The sequence below is a fragment of the Ligilactobacillus sp. JN-6 (Y).1 genome (assembly GCF_058111525.1).
In genome coordinates this window covers 169,909-191,006 of sequence record NZ_CM176599.1, presented here as the reverse complement: position 1 = coordinate 191,006, position 21,098 = coordinate 169,909, and the positions used below count along the sequence as shown (strand labels likewise).

At 45.0% G+C, this 21,098-nt stretch carries 8 protein-coding genes, 10 tRNA genes and 3 rRNA genes; 20 read left to right on the top strand and 1 reads right to left on the bottom strand.

The annotated features are described in order from the left end of the window. The first annotated feature begins 46 nt into the window (after positions 1-46). From AC3XNE_RS01000 to rpoC, 17 genes are all read left to right on the top strand, one after another. Positions 47-1,611: ribosomal RNA gene (locus AC3XNE_RS01000) — 16S ribosomal RNA — on the top strand. 91 nt (positions 1,612-1,702) lie between these two features. Next, a tRNA-Ile gene (locus AC3XNE_RS00995) sits at positions 1,703-1,777 on the top strand. Positions 1,778-1,785: 8 nt separating this feature from the next. Then, positions 1,786-1,858 (top strand) — tRNA-Ala (locus AC3XNE_RS00990). Between the two features lie 171 nt (positions 1,859-2,029). Continuing rightward, positions 2,030-4,953, top strand: a 23S ribosomal RNA gene (locus AC3XNE_RS00985). A 90-nt stretch (positions 4,954-5,043) separates the two neighbouring features. Continuing rightward, positions 5,044-5,160: ribosomal RNA gene (rrf, locus tag AC3XNE_RS00980) — 5S ribosomal RNA — on the top strand. The 16S, 23S and 5S rRNA genes sit together here with 10 tRNA genes alongside, the layout of an rRNA operon. Before the next feature lie 9 nt (positions 5,161-5,169). Beyond that, positions 5,170-5,242: transfer RNA gene (locus tag AC3XNE_RS00975), tRNA-Val, on the top strand. Positions 5,243-5,249: 7 nt separating this feature from the next. Further along, a tRNA-Lys gene (locus AC3XNE_RS00970) sits at positions 5,250-5,322 on the top strand. Positions 5,323-5,333: 11 nt separating this feature from the next. Further along, positions 5,334-5,418: transfer RNA gene (locus AC3XNE_RS00965), tRNA-Leu, on the top strand. Between the two features lie 7 nt (positions 5,419-5,425). Continuing rightward, a tRNA-Thr gene (locus AC3XNE_RS00960) sits at positions 5,426-5,498 on the top strand. 3 nt (positions 5,499-5,501) lie between these two features. Beyond that, positions 5,502-5,573: transfer RNA gene (locus AC3XNE_RS00955), tRNA-Gly, on the top strand. Positions 5,574-5,613: 40 nt separating this feature from the next. Beyond that, positions 5,614-5,687: transfer RNA gene (locus AC3XNE_RS00950), tRNA-Arg, on the top strand. An 8-nt stretch (positions 5,688-5,695) separates the two neighbouring features. Further along, positions 5,696-5,769 (top strand) — tRNA-Pro (locus AC3XNE_RS00945). Positions 5,770-5,853: 84 nt separating this feature from the next. Further along, a tRNA-Pro gene (locus AC3XNE_RS00940) sits at positions 5,854-5,927 on the top strand. Positions 5,928-6,233: 306 nt separating this feature from the next. Further along, positions 6,234-6,701 (top strand): CtsR family transcriptional regulator, encoded by a 468-nt coding sequence (locus tag AC3XNE_RS00935; RefSeq protein ID WP_489832389.1) that lies wholly within the window; start codon positions 6,234-6,236, stop codon positions 6,699-6,701. A 103-nt stretch (positions 6,702-6,804) separates the two neighbouring features. After that, on the top strand, positions 6,805-9,276 hold the full coding sequence (locus tag AC3XNE_RS00930; protein WP_489832387.1) for an ATP-dependent Clp protease ATP-binding subunit: 2,472 nt from the start codon (positions 6,805-6,807) through the stop codon (positions 9,274-9,276). 302 nt (positions 9,277-9,578) lie between these two features. Continuing rightward, positions 9,579-13,181: a DNA-directed RNA polymerase subunit beta gene (gene rpoB / locus AC3XNE_RS00925; RefSeq protein ID WP_489832385.1), complete on the top strand. Its 3,603-nt coding sequence runs from the start codon at positions 9,579-9,581 to the stop codon at positions 13,179-13,181. Positions 13,182-13,211: 30 nt separating this feature from the next. Beyond that, positions 13,212-16,877 carry a DNA-directed RNA polymerase subunit beta' gene (rpoC, locus tag AC3XNE_RS00920; RefSeq protein ID WP_489832383.1) on the top strand — a complete coding sequence of 1,222 codons (3,666 nt, stop codon included), beginning with the start codon at positions 13,212-13,214 and terminating at the stop codon, positions 16,875-16,877. Between the two features lie 70 nt (positions 16,878-16,947). On the opposite strand, the gene AC3XNE_RS00915 is transcribed toward rpoC, so the two are convergent. After that, positions 16,948-17,640, bottom strand: coding sequence for a prepilin peptidase (locus tag AC3XNE_RS00915; protein WP_489832382.1), 693 nt, complete (start codon positions 17,638-17,640; stop codon positions 16,948-16,950). 248 nt (positions 17,641-17,888) lie between these two features. On the opposite strand from AC3XNE_RS00915, the gene rpsL reads away from it, so the two are divergent. The 3 genes from rpsL to fusA all read left to right on the top strand — a co-directional run bounded on the left by rpsL (position 17,889) and on the right by fusA (position 21,085). Next, positions 17,889-18,302: a 30S ribosomal protein S12 gene (rpsL, locus tag AC3XNE_RS00910; RefSeq protein ID WP_489832380.1), complete on the top strand. Its 414-nt coding sequence runs from the start codon at positions 17,889-17,891 to the stop codon at positions 18,300-18,302. A 68-nt stretch (positions 18,303-18,370) separates the two neighbouring features. Next, entirely contained in the window at positions 18,371-18,841 is a 471-nt protein-coding gene (rpsG, locus tag AC3XNE_RS00905) for a 30S ribosomal protein S7 (RefSeq protein ID WP_489832378.1), read from the top strand. 150 nt (positions 18,842-18,991) lie between these two features. Next, the gene (gene fusA / locus AC3XNE_RS00900) at positions 18,992-21,085 is read left to right on the top strand and encodes an elongation factor G (protein ID WP_489832377.1); all 2,094 of its coding nucleotides are present in this window, start codon (positions 18,992-18,994) and stop codon (positions 21,083-21,085) included. The last annotated feature ends 13 nt before the right edge of the window (positions 21,086-21,098 follow it).

The window sequence follows — 21,098 nt, the reverse complement described above, 5'->3', positions numbered from 1 at the left end:
CATTTGCGAAGTCAATTCGCTAGTAAAATTTATGAGTCACAAACTTTAAAATGAGAGTTTGATCCTGGCTCAGGACGAACGCTGGCGGCGTGCCTAATACATGCAAGTCGAACGCAAACTGTCGACACTGAATGCTTGCATTCAGCGTTGGCAGGGCGAGTGGCGAACGGGTGAGTAACACGTGGGCAATCTGCCCAAAAGTGGGGGATAACACTTGGAAACAGGTGCTAATACCGCATCGACCGGCTGACCGCATGGTCGGCCGGGTAAAGACGGCTTTTAGCTGTCGCTTTTGGATGAGCCCGCGGCGTATTAACTAGTTGGTAAGGTAACGGCTTACCAAGGTGATGATACGTAGCCGAACTGAGAGGTTGATCGGCCACATTGGGACTGAGACACGGCCCAAACTCCTACGGGAGGCAGCAGTAGGGAATCTTCCACAATGGACGCAAGTCTGATGGAGCAACGCCGCGTGTATGAAGAAGGTCTTCGGATCGTAAAATACTGTTGTCAGAGAAGAACACGGGATAAAGTAACTGTTGTCCCGCTGACGGTATCTGACCAGCAAGTCACGGCTAACTACGTGCCAGCAGCCGCGGTAATACGTAGGTGGCAAGCGTTGTCCGGATTTATTGGGCGTAAAGGGAACGCAGGCGGTCTTTTAAGTCTGATGTGAAAGCCTTCGGCTTAACCGGAGAAGTGCATTGGAAACTGGGAGACTTGAGTGCAGAAGAGGAGAGTGGAACTCCATGTGTAGCGGTGAAATGCGTAGATATATGGAAGAACACCAGTGGCGAAAGCGGCTCTCTGGTCTGTAACTGACGCTGAGGTTCGAAAGCGTGGGGAGCGAACAGGATTAGATACCCTGGTAGTCCACGCTGTAAACGCTGAATGCTAGGTGTTGGAGGGTTTCCGCCCTTCGGTGCCGCAGCTAACGCACTAAGCATTCCGCCTGGGGAGTACGATCGCAAGATTGAAACTCAAAGGAATTGACGGGGGCCCGCACAAGCGGTGGAGCATGTGGTTTAATTCGAAGCAACGCGAAGAACCTTACCAGGTCTTGACATCTTTTGACCATCTGAGAGATCAGCATTTCCCTTCGGGGACAAAATGACAGGTGGTGCATGGCTGTCGTCAGCTCGTGTCGTGAGATGTTGGGTTAAGTCCCGCAACGAGCGCAACCCTTATTGTCAGTTGCCAGCATTCAGTTGGGCACTCTGGCGAGACTGCCGGTGACAAACCGGAGGAAGGTGGGGATGACGTCAAGTCATCATGCCCCTTATGACCTGGGCTACACACGTGCTACAATGGACGATACAACGAGTCGCGAGACCGCGAGGTTCAGCTAATCTCTGAAAGTCGTTCTCAGTTCGGATCGTAGGCTGCAACTCGCCTACGTGAAGTCGGAATCGCTAGTAATCGCGGATCAGCATGCCGCGGTGAATACGTTCCCGGGCCTTGTACACACCGCCCGTCACACCATGAGAGTTTGTAACACCCAAAGCCGGTGCGGTAACCAGTTGGAGCCAGCCGTCTAAGGTGGGACAGATGATTGGGGTGAAGTCGTAACAAGGTAGCCGTAGGAGAACCTGCGGCTGGATCACCTCCTTTCTAAGGAAAAATTACGGAAACTCACACGATTTGCACAGAAACTTTGTTTGGTTTTGAGAGGTTTACTTCTCAATCCATAGATTATTTTTATGGGCCTATAGCTCAGCTGGTTTAGAGCGCACGCCTGATAAGCGTGAGGTCGATGGTTCGAGTCCATTTAGGCCCATTTACGATGGGGGTTTAGCTCAGCTGGGAGAGCACCTGCTTTGCAAGCAGGAGGTCAGCGGTTCGATCCCGCTAACCTCCATTGATGGCAGCAGCCATCATGGATCCGTTCTTTGAAAACTGAATAACATTTATTTCTTGATCAATAATTTTATTAAACCGAGAACACCGCGTTTGAAAGAGTTTCAAACAAGAATTCAAAAATGAAGTAGTAAACGCAAACTCATGACCCATTTATCTACGATAAATGTCAGGTCAAGTTAGGAAGGGCGCATGGTGGATGCCTTGGCACTAGGAGTCGATGAAGGACGTGACTAACTGCGATATGCTTCGGGAAGCTGTAAGTAAGCAATGACCCGGAGATCTCCGAATGGGGCAACCCGATGACTGTAACGAGTCATGATCGCTGGCTGAATACATAGGTCAGGCGAGGACAGACGCAGGGAACTGAAACATCTAAGTACCTGCAGGAACAGAAAGAAAGATCGATCCCCTTAGTAGCGGCGAGCGAACGGGGGACAGCCCAAACCAAGAAGCTTGCTTCTTGGGGTTGTAGGACTGGACATTTGAGTTAGCAAGAAGCACTGTAGCTGAACGGCTTGGGAAAGCCGGCGAAACAGGGTGACAGCCCCGTAAGCGAAACAGTCCTTCCTCAGTCCAGGATCCTGAGTACGGCGGAGCACGTGAAACTCCGTCGGAATCCGGGAGGACCATCTCCCAAGGCTAAATACTGCCTAGTGACCGATAGTGGACCAGTACCGTGAGGGAAAGGTGAAAAGCACCCCGGGAGGGGAGTGAAACAGTTCCTGAAACCATGTGCCTACAATTAGTCAGAGCCCGTTAAGGGGTAATGGCGTGCCTTTTGTAGAATGAACCGGCGAGTTACGTTAACGTGCCAGGTTAAGGTGGAAAGACCGGAGCCGCAGCGAAAGCGAGTCTGAACAGGGCGCGTGAGTACGTTGACGTAGACCCGAAACCAAGTGACCTACCCATGTCCAGGTTGAAAGTGCGGTAAAACGCACCGGAGGACCGAACCCGTGTATGTTGAAAAATGCTGGGATGAGGTGTGGGTAGCGGTGAAATTCCAAACGAACTTGGAGATAGCTGGTTCTCTCCGAAATAGCTTTAGGGCTAGCCTCGGGAGTTAAGGATCGTGGAGGTAGAGCACTGTTTGGACTAGGGGCCCGTCTGGGGTTACTGAATTCAGATAAACTCCGAATGCCACTGATCTTGTCCCGGGAGTCAGACTGCGAGTGATAAGATCCGTAGTCGAAAGGGAAACAGCCCAGACCACCAATCAAGGTCCCTAAATATGTGTTAAGTGGAAAAGGATGTGGGATCGCACAGACAACTAGGATGTTGGCTCAGAAGCAGCCACCATTCAAAGAGTGCGTAATAGCTCACTAGTCGAGTGATCCTGCGCCGAAAATGTAACGGGGCTAAACACATTACCGAAATTGTGGATCCGACCGTCAGGTCGGGTGATAGGAGAGCGTTCTAAGGGCGACGAAGCCGGACCGTGAGGACCGGTGGAGCGCTTAGAAGTGAGAATGCCGGTATGAGTAGCGCAAGGTCAGTGAGAATCTGACCCACCGTAAGACTAAGGTTTCCTGGGGAAGGCTCGTCCTCCCAGGGTCAGTCGGGACCTAAGCCGAGGCCGCAAGGCGTAGGCGATGGGCAACAGGTGGAGATTCCTGTACTGGACCGGTCTGTTTGAGCGATGGAGGGACGCAGGAGGCTAACGGAGCGTGCAGCTGGAAGTGCACGTCCAAGCAGCGAGTTGCAGGACGAGTCAAATGCTTGTCCTGGCGGAAGATGAGCTGTGATGGGGAGCGAAATTTAAGTAGCGAAGGAAGTCAGGTCACACTGCCGAGAAAAGCTCCTAGCAAGGATCGGTCCACCCGTACCGCAAACCGACACAGGTAGTCGAGGAGAGTATCCTCAGGTGAGCGAGTGAACTCTCGTTAAGGAACTCGGCAAAATGACCCCGTAACTTCGGGAGAAGGGGTGCTGGTCTGACGACCAGCCGCAGTGAATAGGCCCAGGCGACTGTTTATCAAAAACACAGGTTTCTGCAAAATCGTAAGATGATGTATAGGGGCTGACGCCTGCCCGGTGCTGGAAGGTTAAGAGGATGAGTCAGCGTGAGCGAAGCTCAGAATCGAAGCCCCAGTAAACGGCGGCCGTAACTATAACGGTCCTAAGGTAGCGAAATTCCTTGTCGGGTAAGTTCCGACCCGCACGAAAGGCGTAACGATCTGGGCACTGTCTCAACGAGAGACTCGGTGAAATTATAATACCCGTGAAGATGCGGGTTACCCGCGACAGGACGGAAAGACCCCATGGAGCTTTACTGTAGCTTGATATTGGGTGTTGGTGCAACTTGTACAGGATAGGTAGGAGCCGTAGAACACGGGACGCTAGTCTCGTGGGAGGCAGTGGTGGGATACTACCCTCGTTGTATGAACACTCTAACCCGCGCCGGTTGATCCCGGCGGGAGACAGTGTCTGGTAGGCAGTTTGACTGGGGCGGTCGCCTCCCAAAAGGTAACGGAGGCGCCCAAAGGTTCCCTCAGAATGGTTGGAAATCATTCGCAGAGTGTAAAGGCAGAAGGGAGCTTGACTGTGAGACTGACAAGTCGAGCAGGGACGAAAGTCGGGCTTAGTGATCCGGTGGTCCCGCATGGAAGGGCCATCGCTCAACGGATAAAAGCTACCCTGGGGATAACAGGCTTATCTCCCCCAAGAGTCCACATCGACGGGGAGGTTTGGCACCTCGATGTCGGCTCATCGCATCCTGGGGCTGTAGTCGGTCCCAAGGGTTGGGCTGTTCGCCCATTAAAGCGGTACGCGAGCTGGGTTCAGAACGTCGTGAGACAGTTCGGTCCCTATCCGTCGCGGGCGTAGGAAATTTGCGAGGATCTGTCCTTAGTACGAGAGGACCGGGATGGACACACCGCTGGTGTACCAGTTGTCTTGCCCAAGGCAGCGCTGGGTAGCTAAGTGTGGTCGAGATAAACGCTGAAAGCATCTAAGTGCGAAACTCACCTCAAGATCAGATTTCCCATTCCTTTCTGGAAGTAAGACCCCTGAGAGATGATCAGGTAGATAGGATGGCAGTGGAAGTGCCGCGAGGCATGGAGCGGACCATTACTAATCGGTCGAGGACTTGACCACAGAGTGGCGCAGGACTCGGTAAAAGCAGCGAGCAAGGATGAATGTTAGTCAGTTTTGAGGGAGCGGATCTCTCAAAGAAAGAAATACGAGTGCGGTGGTGCGGGCACGAAGGCTACACCTGTTCCCATGCCGAACACAGCAGTTAAGCTTCGTCACGCCGAGAGTAGTTGGGGGATCGCCCCCTGTGAGGGTAGGTAGCTGCTGCGCTTGTTTTTTGGAGGATTAGCTCAGTTGGGAGAGCGTCTGCCTTACAAGCAGAGGGTCACAGGTTCGAGCCCTGTATCCTCCATTTTCTTGAGTCGTTAGCTCAGTTGGTAGAGCATCTGACTTTTAATCAGAGGGTCGACAGTTCGAACCTGTCACGACTCATTGCTTTTTTTGCGGGTGTGGCGGAATTGGCAGACGCGCTAGATTTAGGTTCTAGTGTTTTTTAACGTGGGGGTTCGAATCCCTTCACCCGCACCATTTTAATGCCGACTTAGCTCAGTTGGTAGAGCATCTGATTTGTAATCAGAGGGTCGGGCGTTCGAATCGTCTAGTCGGCATATGCGGAAGTAGTTCAGTGGTAGAACATCACCTTGCCATGGTGGGGGTCGCGGGTTCGAATCCCGTCTTCCGCTTCGCTGGAAGTCCAGTGAAGCACATTATAAATAAATTTATGCACCCATAGCGCAATTGGATAGAGTGTCTGACTACGAATCAGAAGGTTGTAGGTTCGACTCCTACTGGGTGCATTTTTTATCGGGAAGTAGCTCAGCTTGGTAGAGCACCTGGTTTGGGACCAGGGGGTCGCAGGTTCGAATCCTGTCTTCCCGATCACTATAGTATATTATGGATAACTTTATGACTGTTTGGAATTTGTCAGTGAAGTTGTCTTTTGTGTTATTTTTATATATTTAACGGGAAATAGCTCAGTTTGGTAGAGCGCCACGTTCGGGACGTGGAGGTCGCAGGTTCGAATCCTGTTTTCCCGATAATTTTAGACAGACGTCTTTGACGTTTGTCTTTTTTGTTTTATAATAGATTTCTTCCTTCAAAAGAAAGATTTTTAGTTATGTGCTGAGCGTTTTAGTTGCATCTTTTTGAAGCAAGTTTCATAATAACGAACTTACTAGGATTAAAGTAATTGCTGCACTTGCGTTGCCATAGCATTCTAATTAACCAGCCGGATCCGAAAATAATTTAAACAATTATGGCATTATCTTTGCAATTTGACGATGTTTCCATATATAATAATAGTCAATATTAGTCAAAGTTGGATAATAAGGAATGTGGTTTAAATGCAAAATCGCAATATATCCGATATTATTGAGAGGTATCTTAAGGGTATTTTAGCCGATTCGCAAAAGATCGAGATCAAGCGTTCTGAGATCGCGGAACAGTTCGATGTTGTTCCTTCTCAAATCAACTATGTTATTAAAACTAGATTTACGATCCAAAACGGGTATTTAGTTGAAAGTAAACGCGGTGGTGGCGGCTACATTAGGATCGCTAAGGTCAATTTGATCGATGACACTGATGTTTTGGACCAATTGATCGCTCTTATCGGAGAAAGTATTACTTCTGGTAAAGCTTTGCAGATCATACAAAGTCTTTATGAGGATAAGTTGTTAACACAAAAAGAAGCAAACCTGGTATTGGCGACAATGGATCGGACCACCTTGGATTTTGCCGACAAACGTTTGGAAAACGCTGTTCGTGCGCGGATCTTGGTCAGTGTTTTAAATCGCTTAAGGTGTGCTGATTGATTTTTATTTGTGAGCGAGAAAAAGAGAAAGTAAAAGAGTCTTCTTTTTAAAAGGAAAGAGAATTTTACTTTGAAAGACCTGATTTATATGAGGGGGACTTGAAATGAATGAATCATATACTCCTAGTGCTAAGAGAGTTTTAGAACTCGCACAAGTCAATGCTAATGGCTTTAGGCATCAAGCTATTGGTACGGAACACTTATTGTTGGCTCTTGTTTCTGAAGAGCAAGGGATCGCACATAAAGTTTTAGCACAATTTGTGATCACGCCGACTGATGTTAAAGAAGAAATTGAGCGTTTGACAGGGTATGGTACGTTGAAAAGGCAAGCACCGGATAATTACTTGCCATATTCACCAAAGGCGAAGGGGATCTTGACACGTGCTGGTGCTCAAGCTGAATTATTGAATTCTGAAAAGATCGGCACTGAGCACATTTTATTGGCTTTGCTTGAAGATGATGATATTTTGTCGTCTCGGATCTTAGATAGCTTAAATATTGATATTAAGCGGATCCGCCAGACTATCTTTAGACAACTGGGGATCAGTCAAACCCAAGTTCGCAGAAATGCAAAGAAAAAAGACAAAGTCGAAGGAACGCCAACGTTGGATGGCTTGGCACGTAACTTGAATGAAATGGCTGAAAATGGCCAGATCGACCCAGTCGTTGGACGGCAAAAAGAGGTCACTCGAGTCGTCCAGATCCTAAGTCGGCGTACGAAGAACAATCCCGTTTTACTTGGTGAGCCAGGTGTTGGTAAAACAGCGATCGCAGAAGGCTTTGCCCAGGAGATCATCAATGACAATGTGCCGGTAGAACTTGCTAGCAAACGTGTTATGATGCTGGACATGGGTTCATTAGTCGCCGGGACTAAGTACCGTGGTGAATTTGAAGACCGGCTCAAAAAGATCCTAGATGAAGTTTATCAGGATGGTAATGTTATTTTATTCATTGATGAAATGCATACTTTGATTGGTGCTGGCGGTGCTGAAGGTGCGATCGATGCTTCAAATATTTTGAAGCCGGCCTTGGCCCGTGGTGAAGTTCAAGTTATCGGTGCAACTACTTTAGATGAATATCAGAAATATGTTGAAACTGATGCCGCTTTGGAAAGACGTTTCGCAACGATCATTGTTGAGGAGCCTACTGCTGAAGAAACGATCGATATTTTAAAGGGCTTGCGTCCTAAATATGAAAAGCACCATCAACTGAGGCTGTCTGATGAGGCGTTGGTTGCTGCAGTTAAAATGAGTGATAGATATATTACCAACCGTTTCTTACCTGATAAAGCGATCGACCTGATGGATGAATCAGCTGCACGTGTTCATATTGCTTCTTCTGGCGACCAGCAAAAAGTGGCTAAAGCAGCGCATAAAGTTAAAGACGCCAAGGCTGCTAAGGAAAATGCCTTAGTAGATGAGGAGTTTGAAGATGCTGCTAAATACCGCAAGCAAGAATTGAAGTGGAAAGATAAGTTAGCTCAATTAGAAGACCAACAGGAAGTCCAAGATGGTAATTATTCCAAAGAAGTTGGTGAAGAAGATGTTGCTAATGTGGTTTCTGAATGGACAGGTGTTCCAGTAACTCAATTAACGAAGAGTGAAAGTGAACGCTTAGTCAATTTGGAAAAGATCTTGCATAAACGGGTTATCGGACAAAATGAAGCTATCGCAGGCGTTTCGAAGGCGATCAGACGTGCTCGGAGTGGCCTAGGCGACCCGACTCGTCCAATCGGTTCATTTATGTTTCTCGGGCCTACTGGTGTTGGTAAGACTGAACTTGCAAAGGCATTGGCTGAAGCAATGTTTGGTGACGAAGATAACATGGTCCGGATCGACATGAGTGAATATATGGAGAAATATTCAACTAGTCGTTTGATCGGTGCGCCTCCTGGCTATGTTGGCTATGATGAGGGCGGTCAACTTTCTGAAAAGGTAAGAAATAAACCTTATTCAGTCGTTTTGTTGGATGAAGTTGAAAAGGCCCATCCTGATGTCTTCAATATCTTACTGCAAGTTTTAGACGATGGTTTCTTAACGGATTCTAAGGGTCGTAAAGTTGATTTTAGAAACACGATCATTATCATGACATCTAATTTGGGTGCCACTGATATCCGTGATAAAAAGGAAGTCGGTTTTGGTGCCGAGGCAGCTACCGATGAATATCAAGCAATGTCTTCTAAGATCAAGGATCGCCTGAAACAATCCTTTAGACCTGAATTTTTGAATCGGATCGATGAAGTTGTTATTTTCCATTCCTTGGATAAGCAACAATTGCATGAGATCGTTAAGTTGATGACGCGTGAAGTTATCTCGCGGATCAAAGAACAAGGCATCAACCTTAAGATCACGCCGGCAGCGATCGATGTGGTCGCTCAGGCAGGTTTTGATCCTGAATATGGTGCGCGGCCGATCAGGCGTGCTGTTCAAAGTGAGATCGAAGACCGTTTGAGTGAGTCATTACTTGAGGGTAATATCACTCCAGGGTCAACAGTTACGATCGGTGCTCAGAAGGGTAAGATCACTTTGAAAGTCAAAGAACCTGAGGTAAAAAAAGCTGTCACACAGGCCAGATAGCTGTACGAATATAAGTTTAGATGTTTCGGTTGTTTTAGAGCATTCAAACTTGACAAGCTTGAAATACTTGTTATAATTAATAATTGCAAAACTGTGAATTTAGCTATCGGCTGTGATATATTGTCCATGGTTGGTAGAGAAATAGCAAAAATAGTGAAGTCGAATTTTTTGAGACGATCTGTTTTTGCTTTTTTTTGCCTAAAATCACGAAATTTTTTTGCGTTAATTGAATTTGTAAGCTAAATGTAACATTAGTCTTTTCAGTTTAGTCAGATACTGAATTCACAGAAATATTTTGAGAGGTGAACAATTTGGCAGGACACTTGGTAAAATACGGCAAAAACCGCGTGCGTAGAAGTTATTCTCGCATTAAGGAAGTTCTCGATCTGCCTAACCTAGTTGAGATCCAAACAGATTCTTATCAATGGTTCTTAGATGAAGGTTTACGCGAGATGTTTGAAGACCTGATGCCTATCGATGATTTTCAGGGCAAACTTTCTTTGGAATTTGTCGATTATCAACTTTTAGAACCAAAGTATACCGTTGATGAAGCACGTGAACATGATGCTAATTATTCTGCACCGTTGCACGTTACATTACGTTTGATCAACCATGAAACAGACGTGATCAAGTCACAAGATGTGTTCTTCGGTGATTTTCCATTAATGACCAAAGAAGGAACATTTATCATTAACGGGGCAGAACGTGTTATTGTTTCACAGTTAGTTCGTTCCCCGGGTGTGTACTTTAATTCTGAGCTGGATAAAAACGGCCGGACTAACTATGGTACGACGGTTATTCCTAACCGTGGTGCTTGGTTGGAGTATGAAACAGACGCTAAAAATATCTCATATGTGCGGATCGACCGGACACGTAAGATCCCGATGACTGAATTGATCCGTGCCTTGGGCTATGGATCTGACAGTGAGATCTTGGACATGATGGGCGAAACAGATAGTTTAATGTTCACCTTAGAAAAAGATGTGCATAAAAATCCAGAAGATTCCCGTGTTGAAGAATCCTTGAAGGATATCTATGAGCGCCTACGTCCTGGTGAACCAAAGACAGCTGATTCTTCTAGAAGTTTGTTAACTGCTCGTTTCTTTGATCCAAAGCGTTATGACCTAGCTGCTGTTGGTCGTTACAAGATCAATAAGAAGTTAGACTTAAGAACTCGTTTACTGAACTCAGTGGTCGCTGAAACTTTGGCTGATCCTGATACAGGCGAGATCATCGTTAACAAAGACGAAACGATCGACAAACGTGTGATGGATAAGTTAGCTGACTATTTGAAACGTGACGACTTCAAGATGGTCACCTTCCAACCTTCTGATGATGGTGTAGTTCAAGAACCAATGAAATTACAGGTCATCAAGGTTTATTCTAAGAATGATCCAGAACGTGTCGTTAATTTGATCGGTAATGGTAATGTTGATCTGAAGTATAAGCATATTACACCAGCTGATATCATTGCATCGATGAACTACTTCTTTAATTTACAAGAAGGCTTTGGTTCAACTGATGATATCGACCACTTGGGTAACCGGCGGATCCGTTCCGTTGGTGAATTGTTGCAAAATCAATTCCGGATCGGTTTGTCACGGATGGAACGTGTCGTTCGTGAAAGAATGTCTATCCAGGATATTTCGACAGTTACACCACAACAGTTGATCAATATTCGTCCTGTTGTTGCTTCTATCAAAGAATTCTTCGGCAGTTCGCAGTTATCACAGTTCATGGACCAAACCAACCCATTGGGCGAATTAACGCATAAGCGTCGTTTATCTGCCTTGGGACCTGGCGGCTTGACTCGGGACCGTGCCGGTTATGAAGTTCGTGATGTTCACTATACTCATTACGGCCGGATGTGTCCGATCGAAACTCCTGAAGGACCTAACATCGGACTGATCAACAGTTTAGCATCGTATGCCCGTGTTAATAAGTATGGCTTTGTCGAAACTCCTTACCGTCGTGTTTCTTGGGATACACATAAAGTTACCCAAAAGATCGACTATTTGGCTGCCGACGAAGAAGACCCATATGTTGTTGCTCAGGCTAATACTCCATTGAATGACGATGGATCATTCGTTAATAACATCGTAATGGCTCGTAAAGAAGAAGAAAACATGGAGATCGGCATCGATAAAGTTGATTACATGGACGTTTCTCCTAAGCAAGTTGTTGCTGTTGCTACAGCATGTATTCCATTCTTGGAAAATGATGACTCCAACCGTGCTTTAATGGGTGCTAACATGCAGCGTCAGGCTGTGCCGTTGCTGCAACCACATGCTCCATTAGTCGGCACAGGTATCGAATACAAAGCTGCCCATGATTCTGGCGATGCTTTGATCGCTGATCATGATGGTGTGGTCGAGTATGTCGATTCTAAAGAGATCCGTGTTCGTTTAGAAGATGGCTCCCTTGATAAATATAAGTTAATGAAGTTTCGCCGTTCAAATGGTGGCAAAAACTATAACCAAACACCGATCGTTCATGTCGGAGAAGAAGTTAAGACAGATTCTGTTTTAGCTGATGGCCCTTCGATGGAACAAGGCGAATTAGCATTGGGACAAAACCCATTGATCGCCTTCATGACTTGGGATGGTTACAACTTTGAAGATGCGGTCGCTATTAGTGAACGCTTAGTCAAAGATGATGTCTATACTTCGATCCATATTGAAGAACATGAATCAGAAGCGCGAGATACCAAACTTGGACCCGAAGAGATCACACGTGAGATCCCTAATGTTGGGGAAGATGCACTGAGAGATCTCGATGAATTCGGTATCGTTCGTATCGGTGCTGAAGTGCATGACGGAGATATCTTAGTTGGTAAAGTGACTCCTAAAGGTGTGACTGAATTATCAGCTGAAGAACGTTTATTGCATGCTATCTTTGGTGAAAAAGCACGTGAAGTCCGTGATACTTCCTTGCATGTCCCTCATGGTGGCGGTGGTATCGTTCAAGATGTTAAGATCTTTACTCGCCAAAATGGTGATGAACTTTCACCTGGTGTTAACCAAATGGTCCGTGTTTATATCGCTCAGAAGCGTAAACTTCAAGTCGGTGATAAGATGGCCGGACGTCATGGTAACAAAGGTACCGTTTCTGTGGTTATCCCAGAAGAAGATATGCCGTTTATGCCTGATGGTACTCCGATCGACATTATGTTGTCACCAATGGGTGTGCCTTCACGGATGAATATTGGGCAGGTTTTGGACTTGCACTTAGGTATGGCTGCTCGGAAGTTAGGGATTCACGTTGCTTCACCTGTTTTTGATGGTGCAACTGACGATGACATTTGGGCTGCTTTGAAAGAAGCCGGCTTGCCTAATGATGGCAAGAGTGTCGTTTATGATGGGCGGACTGGTGAACCGTTTGATAACCGTATCGCTGTTGGTGTTATGTACTATATGAAATTAGCCCACATGGTCGATGATAAGATCCATGCTCGTTCAATTGGACCGTACTCATTAGTTACCCAACAACCATTAGGTGGCAAAGCACAGTTTGGTGGCCAGCGTTTCGGTGAAATGGAAGTTTGGGCTTTGGAAGCTTACGGGGCTGCCTATACGCTCCAAGAGATCCTGACTTACAAGTCTGATGACGTTACTGGACGTGTGCGGACTTATGAAGCTATCGTCAAAGGTGAACCGATCCCTCAACCAGGTGTCCCAGAATCCTTCCGCGTACTTGTTAAGGAACTGCAGGCTCTTGGCTTAGATATGAAAGTACTCGATAACGATAAGCAAGAGATCGAACTACGTGAAATGGACGACGATGATGATGAAGTTGTCAACGTAGATGCTCTAAGCAAGTATGCCAAAGAACAAGCCGATAAAAAGGCTGAAGAGACACAAGCTGATAATGAGTCAGATACTGAAGAAAGATCTAAAGAACAATAAATTCAACATTAAAAAAGGGAGGTCGGTTCTTTGATCGATGTCAACAAATTCGATAGTATGCAGATCGGTTTGGCTTCATCCGATAAGATCAGGAGCTGGTCGTACGGTGAAGTTAAAAAACCTGAAACTATCAACTATCGAACTCTGAAACCTGAAAAAGACGGTTTGTTTGATGAACGTATTTTTGGACCCACAAAAGACTGGGAATGTGCTTGTGGGAAATATAAACGGATCCGTTATAAGGGGATCGTTTGTGATCGTTGCGGCGTCGAAGTTACTCGTTCTAAAGTACGGCGTGAACGGATGGGACACATCGAGCTTGCTGCCCCTGTGACTCACATTTGGTACTTTAAAGGGATACCTAGCCGCATGGGACTTGTCTTGGACATGAGCCCGCGTGCTTTGGAAGAGATCATCTATTTTGCTTCGTATGTTGTTACTGAGCCTGGTGACACTCCACTGGAAAAGAAACAGTTGATGACCGAACGTGAGTATCGCGAAAAACGCGAAGAATACCAAGGCGGCTTTAAGGCTGACATAGGTGCCGAAGCAATTCGGACACTGTTAAAAGATGTTGACCTTGAGAAAGAATGTAATGACTTGAAAGAAGAACTGCGTGAGGCAACTGGTCAAAAAAGGACTCGTGCCGTACGTCGTTTGGATATCTTGGAAGCTTTCTTGAACTCTGGAAATGAACCGGAATGGATGGTCATGGAAGCAATCCCTGTCATCCCACCGGATCTTCGCCCAATGGTCCAATTGGAAGGTGGCCGTTTCGCCACTTCCGACCTAAACGATCTTTATCGTCGTGTGATCAACCGTAACAACCGTTTGAAACGTTTATTGGACTTAAATGCTCCCGGCATTATCGTTCAAAACGAAAAGCGGATGTTGCAAGAAGCGGTTGATGCTTTGATCGATAATGGTCGCCGTGGTCGTCCAGTTGCCGGTCCTGGTAATCGTCCATTAAAGTCACTTTCACATATGCTGAAAGGTAAGCAAGGACGTTTCCGTCAGAACTTGTTAGGTAAGCGTGTCGACTATTCTGGCCGTTCCGTTATCGATGTTGGACCTAAGTTACGCTTGAACCAAATGGGTATCCCACATGAAATGGCTTTAGAATTGTTCAAGCCGTTTATGATGAAAGAATTGGTCAAACGTGAGATGGCTTCGAACATCAAGAACGCTAAACGTAAGATCGACCGGCGTGATGAAGACATCTGGGATGTTTTGGAAGATGTTATCAAAGAACACCCAGTTTTGCTGAACCGGGCTCCTACACTGCACCGTTTGGGGATCCAAGCTTTTGAGCCGGTCTTAGTAGATGGCAAGGCAATGCGGTTGCATCCCTTAGCTTGTGAAGCTTACAATGCCGACTTTGATGGTGACCAAATGGCCATCCATGTTCCGTTGTCAGACGAGGCACAGGCTGAAGCTCGTTTGTTAATGCTTGCTGCTCAACATATCTTAGCGCCAAAAGATGGTAAGCCTATCATTTCACCATCACAAGATATGACGATCGGTAACTATTACATCACGATCGAAGATTCCGACCGTGAAGGTGAAGGCATGATCTTCAAAGATATTAACGAAGTTCGGACTGCATATCAGAATAATTATATTCATTTGCATACACGGATCGGTTTACAAGCATCATCCTTAGCTGAAAATGGCACACCATTTACTGACTGGCAAAAAGAACGTATCTTAATCACCAGTGTTGGTAAAGCATTCTTTAATGAGATCTTGCCTGCTGACTTCATTTATTTAAATGAACCAACAGAAGATAACTTGATCCACCAGACACCGGACAAATACTTCTTGGAACCAGGTCAAGATATCCACGAGTTTTTAAAAGATGCTGAATTGGTCAAGCCATTCAAGTCTGGCTTCTTATCAGATATCATTGCTCAAGTCTACCAGGACTACAAGGTGACTGAAACTTCTGAATTGCTTGACCGGATGAAGGATCTTGGCTATGCAGAATCTACCAAATCTGGTTTGACTGTTGGTGTTTCTGATGTTACTGACTTGGCTGAAAAGCCTGCCATTATTGAGCAGGCGCATAAAGACGTTGCTACTGTTGCTAAACAGTTTCGTCGTGGTTTGATAACTGATGACGAACGTTATAACCGTGTCATCTCTATTTGGAATAAAGCAAAAGATGTTATCCAAGAAAAGCTTGTTGCTAACATGGATCCATCTAACCCTATTCAAATGATGAGTGATTCTGGTGCGCGTGGTAACATTTCTAACTTTACTCAGTTAGCCGGGATGCGTGGTTTGATGGCTTCTCCTTCTGGTAAAGCGATGGAATTGCCAGTTATTTCAAACTTCCGTGAAGGCCTTTCTGTTTTGGAAATGTTTATTTCTTCTCACGGTGCTCGTAAGGGTATGACTGATACGGCTTTGAAGACTGCTAACTCTGGTTACTTGACACGTCGTTTGGTCGATGTTGCTCAGGATGTTATCGTTCGTGAAGATGATTGCGGAACTGAGCGTGGTTTAGATGTTACGGCTATCCGTGAAGGTAACGAGTTGATCGAACCTTTGTATGACCGGATCTTAGGCCGCTTTACTATGAAGAGCGTATATGATCCGCAAACTGGTGAAGCTATTGTTCCTAGTGATACCTTTATCACTGAAGAGCTAGCTCAAAAAGTTGTTGATGCTGGTATAGAGATGGTTACGATCAGAACAGCATTTACATGTAACACCCGTCATGGTGTTTGTCGTAAATGTTATGGCCGTAACTTGGCAACAGGTGACCCAGTTGAAGTTGGGGAAGCTGTTGGTACAGTTGCTGCACAGTCTATTGGTGAACCAGGTACTCAGTTGACGATGCGTACCTTCCATACCGGTGGTGTTGCCGGCGGTGATATTACTCAAGGACTTCCTCGTGTGCAAGAATTATTTGAGTCACGGAATCCTAAAGGACGTGCTGTGATCACCGAAGTTACTGGTACGATCGATTCGATCGAGGAAAATCCTGCTGACCGGACAAAAGAAGTTACCGTTAAGGGTGAAACAGATACTAGGACGTACAGTTTGCCATATACTGCAGTATTGCGTGTGTCTGAAGGCGATCAGATCCATCGGGGCGATCCATTGACTGTTGGTTCGATCGACCCTAAAGAACTGATCAAAGTCCGTGATGTTTTGTCTACTGAGAATTATATCTTGGCAGAAGTTCAAAAAGTTTACCGTATGCAAGGTGTTGATATCTCCGATAAGCATATCGAAGTTATGACACGTCAGATGTTGCAGAAGGTCCGTATTATGGATCCAGGTGATACTGACTTATTGCCAGGTAACTTGATGGATATCAAAGATTTCTCTGATCGTAACGTCAAGACCTTGGTCAGTGGCGGTGTTCCAGCTACTTCACGTCCTGTTTTACTTGGTATCACGAAAGCTGCTCTGGAAACAAATAGTTTCTTGTCGGCTGCTTCCTTCCAGGAAACAACGCGTGTCTTGACGGATGCTGCTATTCGCGGTAAGAATGACCCACTGGTAGGTTTGAAAGAAAATGTTATCATTGGTAAGATCATTCCTGCCGGAACTGGTATGCCTAGATATCGCAGCATTCAACCTGAAGAAAAAAGTAATGTTTCGGATAGCGTTTATTCGATCTCGGATGTTGCTAAAAAGTTAAATATCGAAGAAAATAGTGAGTTGCCAAAGGATAAACAATAAAGGCCAGTCATTTATCGACCAGGTTGTAGAAAAGAGTTCTAAACATTTTGGTTTAGAACTCTTTTTTTGGCTAAAAAGCGTTCAGCATTTTAAATAGGAAGAAACTTGCAGTTAAAAATGGCAGGAAAGCATGTGGCTTTTTGCGCTCTTGCTGAAAATGGAATAATAAAAATAACGACGTGGATGTCAAAAGTAAGTAACAGCCATCTTTCAAACCATAAAGTAACATTAAGACTAGCAAACAAATAGTGTCAGCATGGCCTAACTTATTCATTTTTTCAAAGGTATAGCATAATAAGTAAAATAGCAGTAATTGCAGCCAAAAATCAGCAATAGTTAGATAAACTTGTGGCCAAGCAAGTAACAAAGCAGGTAAAGAACCGAGATAAAGTAAACGGCTAGATACATTCATGGTATAATGATCTTCAAGCGCTAGGATCAATAACCACAGCTGTAAGTAGCTTTCTAAGAGGAAAAAGGGCCAATTTTGTAGGCTATGATTCATGCAAACAAATAAAAGACCGTAAACTGATTCAAGTGTAGCACTGAGTGGCGCTATCTTATGGCCGCAAAAGATACAGTGCCCCTTTTGGAAAAGCCAGCCAAACACAGGCAGCAGTTGCCACCACTTTAACTGATGCAAGCAGTGGTCGCAAAATGAACGTGGTTTGAGTAATGAAAGTTCACTTTTAAAACGAAATGCGGTGCAAACGGCGAAGGATGCCAGGCTAGCACCGTACATAAAAAGTAAGCAATTTAACAAGTTGATCACCTCATTAAATATACGCAAAAAAATGCAAAATTTGTTTGACAAGTAATAGAAAATGGTGGTAACCTATTAAAGGTGCTTTATGTGAACAGTTCTCTTGGGCTGCCAAGATCGTGCTGGCTGTGAACAAGTTAGCGCATGTATGACACTACGTCGTAGGACGTTTATTTTTATAGACAAAAATGAAACTCCTGGATGTGTGGACTTAAAATTATCGAGAACAAGGAAGGAGGAAGTTTTAGATGCCAACAATTAACCAGTTAATTCGTAAAGGTCGTAAATCTAATTCTTCAATGTCTGATTCCCCAGCTTTAAATTATGGGTATAACAGTTATAGAAAAGTAACTACAAAAAATGCTGCTCCACAAAAACGTGGTGTTGCAACTCGTGTCGGCACAATGACACCTAAGAAGCCTAACTCAGCTTTGCGTAAATATGCGCGTGTTCGTTTGTCCAACTTGATCGAAGTTACAGCTTACATCCCTGGCATTGGTCACAACTTACAGGAACATAGTGTTGTTTTGGTTCGTGGTGGTCGTGTTAAGGACCTGCCTGGTGTTCGTTATCACGTTGTTCGTGGTGCTTTGGATACTGCCGGTGTCGAAGGCCGGATGCAAAGCCGTTCCAAGTACGGTGCAAAGAGAGCTAAGAAATAATAGCTGACTACTTAGTCAAGTAGTTACAAATAAACATATTTTTCTAGAATTTGAGGAGGTTATCTACGATGCCAAGAAAAGGTGCCGTTGCAAAACGCGAAGTACTCCCAGATCCAATTTATAATTCTAAATTGGTTACACGTTTGATCAACCGTTTGATGGTCGATGGTAAACGCGGGACAGCTTCAAGAATTTTATATGATGCATTTGATATGATTAAATCTAAAACAGGGAATGAACCACTTGATGTTTTCGAAGAAGCAATGAAGAACATCATGCCCGTATTGGAAGTTAAAGCTCGCCGTGTCGGTGGGTCTAACTATCAGGTCCCGATCGAGGTTCGTCCTGAAAGAAGATCAACACTTGGTTTGCGTTGGCTTGTAAACTACTCACGCTTACGTGGGGAACACACAATGTCAGAACGCTTAGCAAGAGAAATCATGGATGCAGCTAATAATACCGGTGCATCCGTTAAGAAACGTGAAGACACACATAGGATGGCAGATGCTAACCGTGCATTTGCACATTACCGCTGGTAATTTTTTGAAAATGGCTGTTATATGATTTCAAGAAATCCTATAATGGCCGTTTTTTAGATTGTATAATAATGTTAGACACTCGCCAGGTGTCTCTGGCCTGCTATTTGCTGGGTCAGTTAACTAATGATTTTGGAAGGAGATAAATTCTCAATGGCTAATAAACGTGAATTTCCATTGGAAAAAACCCGGAACATCGGGATCGTTGCCCATATCGATGCTGGTAAAACGACTACGACCGAACGTATCCTTTATTATACTGGCCGTATTCATAAGATCGGTGAAACTCATGATGGTGCATCTCAAATGGACTGGATGGACCAAGAACAAGAACGTGGTATCACTATCACCTCTGCTGCTACGACTGCTGAATGGAAAGATCATCGCATTAATATCATCGACACCCCTGGACACGTTGACTTTACAGTTGAAGTTGAACGTTCTTTGCGTGTTCTTGATGGCGCGGTAGTTGTCTTGGATGGTCAATCTGGTGTTGAACCTCAAACTGAAAATGTTTGGCGTCAAGCTACGACTTATAGTGTTCCTCGTATCGTATTTGTTAATAAGATGGATAAGCTTGGTGCTGATTTTAACTACTCAGTTCAAACGATCCATGATCGTTTGCAAGCCAATGCCGTTGCCGTTCAAATGCCTATCGGTGCCGAAGATAATTTCCAAGGCGTGATCGATTTGATCGACATGAAAGCTGACTTGTATGATGAAGACGAACTTGGTTCAGCATGGGATACAGTTGATATTCCTGATGAATATAAAGAAGAAGCTCAAAAACATCGTGATGAAATGCTTGAACAATTGGCTGATCTTGACGATGATATTATGGAGAAATATCTTGATGGTGAAGATATTCCGGCTGATGAGATCAAGAAAGCTATTCGTAAGGCTACTTTGAACTTGGATATTTATCCAGTATTCTGTGGTTCTGCCTTCAAGAACAAGGGTGTTCAGATGATGCTTGATGGTGTTAACGACTACTTGCCATCACCACTTGATGTCCGTCCATACAAAGCTACTGATCCTAGTACAGAAGAGGACGTAGAGTTACATGCTGATGACGATGCACCATTTGCTGGTTTAGCATTTAAGATCGCTACTGACCCATTCGTTGGTCGGTTGACTTTCTTCCGTGTTTATACTGGCACCCTTGAAGCCGGTTCATATGTTTTGAACGCTACTAAGGACAAGCGTGAACGTGTAGGTCGTTTATTGCAGATGCATTCTAACCACCGTAAAGAGATCCCAGAAGTATTCTCTGGTGATATCGGTGCTGCCATCGGTTTGAAGAATACTACAACAGGTGACTCATTGACATCTACAGATCGTCCATTGATCCTTGAATCGATGGAATTCCCAGATCCAGTTATCCAGGTTTCGATCGAACCTAATACAAAAGCCGACCAGGATAAGATGGATGTTGCTTTGCAAAAACTTGCTGAAGAAGATCCAACATTTAAGGCTGAAACAAATCAGGAAACTGGTGAAACATTGATCTCTGGTATGGGTGAACTTCACCTGGATATCATTGTTGATCGTATGAAACGTGAATTTCACGTTGAAGCCAAAGTTGGTGAACCACAAGTTGCTTACCGGGAAACATTTACCAAGCAAGTTTCTGCTCAAGGTAAGTTTATTCGTCAGTCTGGTGGTAAAGGTCAATATGGTGATGTTTGGATCGAATTTACACCTGCTGAAGAAGGCGAAGGATTCTCATTTGAAAATGCTATCGTTGGTGGTGTTGTTCCTCGTGAATATATCCCAGCTGTAGAACAAGGCTTAAAGGAATCAATGGCTAATGGCATACTTGCCGGTTATCCTTTGATCGATGTTAAGGCTAAGTTATACGATGGTTCATACCATGATGTCGATTCTAGTGAAGCTGCCTTTAAAGTTGCTGCATCGATTGCTTTGCGTAACGCCGCAAAAGGCGGTGGTGCTGTGATCCTCGAGCCGATCATGAAGGTCGATATTGTTGCCCCTGAAGATAACTTAGGTGATGTTATGGGCCACGTTACTGCTCGTCGTGGGCGTGTGGATGGTATGGAAGCTCGCGGGAACGCTGAGTTAGTTCATTCATTCGTTCCATTGTCAGAAATGTTTGGTTATGCTACGACCTTGCGTTCGTCAACCCAGGGACGTGGTACCTTCACAATGACATTTGACCATTACGAACCAGTACCGAAGTCGATCCAAGAGGATATCATCAAGAAAAATGGTGGAGACGCTAATTAAGCTTGAGTAAAAT

What these genes read in the sequence shown, in the direction of transcription:
- AC3XNE_RS00935 (WP_489832389.1), top strand. Translation starts at nt 6,234, where the DNA reads ATGCAAAATCGCAATATATCCGATATTATTGAGAGGTATCTTAAGGGT.
- AC3XNE_RS00930 (WP_489832387.1), top strand. Translation starts at nt 6,805, where the DNA reads ATGAATGAATCATATACTCCTAGTGCTAAGAGAGTTTTAGAACTCGCA.
- rpsL (WP_489832380.1), top strand. Translation starts at nt 17,889, where the DNA reads ATGCCAACAATTAACCAGTTAATTCGTAAAGGTCGTAAATCTAATTCT.
- rpsG (WP_489832378.1), top strand. Translation starts at nt 18,371, where the DNA reads ATGCCAAGAAAAGGTGCCGTTGCAAAACGCGAAGTACTCCCAGATCCA.
- fusA (WP_489832377.1), top strand. Translation starts at nt 18,992, where the DNA reads ATGGCTAATAAACGTGAATTTCCATTGGAAAAAACCCGGAACATCGGG.